A 1,749-nucleotide genomic window follows, 5' to 3' on the forward strand; every position below is an offset into this window, starting at 1 on the left:
ACTGACCGGGTGACCACCACCCCACCCCTTCGACGCCCCCGAAAGGATGCCGCTGCCAATCGCGCCGGCATCCTGCAGGCGGCCGCGACCACCCTGGCGCTCGATCCGTCCGCCTCGATCGATCAGATCGCGCGCGCGGCGGGTTTGTCACGGCGTGCGCTGTACGGACACTTCGACGACCGTCAGGCACTGCTCACCGAGCTCATCGCCGCCGGCGCCCAGCGCTTCAATGCGATCGCCTCGTCGCTCCACGAGCCGCATCCCCCGCTCGCTCTCGCGCGCTTGACGGCGGCCCTGTGGGCGGAGGCCGCCCACGTGCAGGTGGCCGCCGCGCTCGCGCTCGACGACACCCGCCTCGAGCAGACCGCCGCCGCTCTCGCCCCCCTGCGGCGCACCCTCGTCGAGGTGGTCCGCGCCGGCCAGGACGACGGCACCCTCCGGATCGACATGGCCGCCCCGACTCTCGCCCGCCTCATCGAGGAGACGGCGCGCGCGGCGGTCAGCCGCATCGATGCATCGTCACCCATCGCGACCTCGCTGGCCGTGCGGGCCGTCCTCAGCATCGCCGGGCTGTCCTGGCGGGAGTCCGAAGCCCTGCTGAATGCCCACCCCGATGTGCTGGAGACGAAGTGATGCGCGTACGTCTGGATGAAGTGCAGAAGGGGCGCCGCGGCGAAGCCCTGGGGGCGACGAGCCTCACCTACCGCAGCGGGCGCGCCACGCTCGCGGTCGCCGAGACCGAACAGCGCCCCACCGTGCTGGGTCTCATCGCGTCGGGGCGCATGCGACCCGACGCCGGCACCGTCGCACTCGACGACGGCACCGACCGCCGCGCGCACAACGCGCTGCGCCGTCGGGTCGCTCTGGTCGATGCTCCCGACGTCAGCGAGCCCGCCCCGAACATCGCGGTGGCCGGTGTCGTCGCCGAGGAGCTCATGTTCGCGGGCCTCGCCTCCGACCCCCTGTCGGCTCGACGGTGGCTCGACGAGCACGACCTCCGATCGTCGGCGCGACTGCCGATCGCCGACCTCGCACCGACGCACCGACTGCGCATCCTTCTCGAACTCGCCTCTGCGCGCCCCGGGGTCGACGGCCTCGTCCTCGTCTCCCCCGACCGCCACGGGGGCGACCCCGTGCAGTGGTGGGAGCTCGCCGAGGAGTTCGGCGAGCGAGGCTACGCCGTGCTCGTCATCGCCGGCGAGGCCGCCGCGTCGGCCCTGGTCGACACCTCGGCATCCCTGGCGCCGCATCCCTCCAGCGCCCGCGTCCTCAAACCCAGTCGGGTGCGCCTGCGCACCACCGCTCCCCTCGCCGGAGGCCACCGATGAAGATCCCCGCCATGATCGCCGCCGAGCTGCGGCGCCTGACGGCGACGCGCATGTCGGTCATCGCTCTCGTCGCCCTCATGCTGGTGCCCGTCCTCTACGGCGGGCTGTACCTGTGGGCCAACCAGGACCCGTACGGGCACTTCTCCGAGGTTCCCGTCGCCCTGGTCGATCTCGACGAGGGGTCGGGGACCGGCAGCGATGCGGCGCAGTACGGCAGCCAGGTCTCGCAGCAGCTGATCGACGGCCACGCCTTCGACTGGCGCGCGATGAGCGCGGCCGATGCCGCAACCTCTCTGCACGAGGGGACGGTCGACTTCATCGTCACGATCCCCTCCGACTTCTCCGCGGCCCTCGTCTCCTCCGGCGGCTCCGCACCGCGCCAGGCGACCATCGGACTCTAGAGGATCCCCGGGACCGAGCT

At 72.5% G+C, this 1,749-nt stretch carries 3 protein-coding genes; all 3 read left to right on the forward strand.

Going from position 1 to position 1,749, the window contains the following annotated elements:
* The first annotated feature begins 9 nt into the window (after positions 1-9).
* The 3 genes from I5I_RS10770 to I5I_RS10780 are packed head-to-tail and all read left to right on the forward strand — an operon-like array spanning position 10 to position 1,729.
* On the forward strand, positions 10-633 hold the full coding sequence (locus I5I_RS10770) for a TetR/AcrR family transcriptional regulator (RefSeq protein ID WP_036319396.1): 624 nt from the start codon (positions 10-12) through the stop codon (positions 631-633).
* Positions 633-1,328, forward strand: a complete 696-nt coding sequence (locus I5I_RS10775; protein WP_036319398.1) for a hypothetical protein — start codon at positions 633-635, stop codon at positions 1,326-1,328. Before I5I_RS10770 ends, I5I_RS10775 begins: the two co-directional genes overlap by 1 nt.
* The gene (locus tag I5I_RS10780; protein ID WP_036319400.1) at positions 1,325-1,729 is read left to right on the forward strand and encodes a YhgE/Pip domain-containing protein; all 405 of its coding nucleotides are present in this window, start codon (positions 1,325-1,327) and stop codon (positions 1,727-1,729) included. Before I5I_RS10775 ends, I5I_RS10780 begins: the two co-directional genes overlap by 4 nt.
* Positions 1,730-1,749 lie beyond the last annotated feature (20 nt).

It is taken from the genome of Microbacterium sp. B24, assembly GCF_000333415.1.
Taxonomy (GTDB): Bacteria; Actinomycetota; Actinomycetes; order Actinomycetales; family Microbacteriaceae; genus Microbacterium.

Coding starts and splice junctions, on each gene's coding strand:
- I5I_RS10775 (WP_036319398.1), top strand. CDS start 633: ATGCGCGTACGTCTGGATGAAGTGCAGAAGGGGCGCCGCGGCGAAGCC.
- I5I_RS10780 (WP_036319400.1), top strand. CDS start 1,325: ATGAAGATCCCCGCCATGATCGCCGCCGAGCTGCGGCGCCTGACGGCG.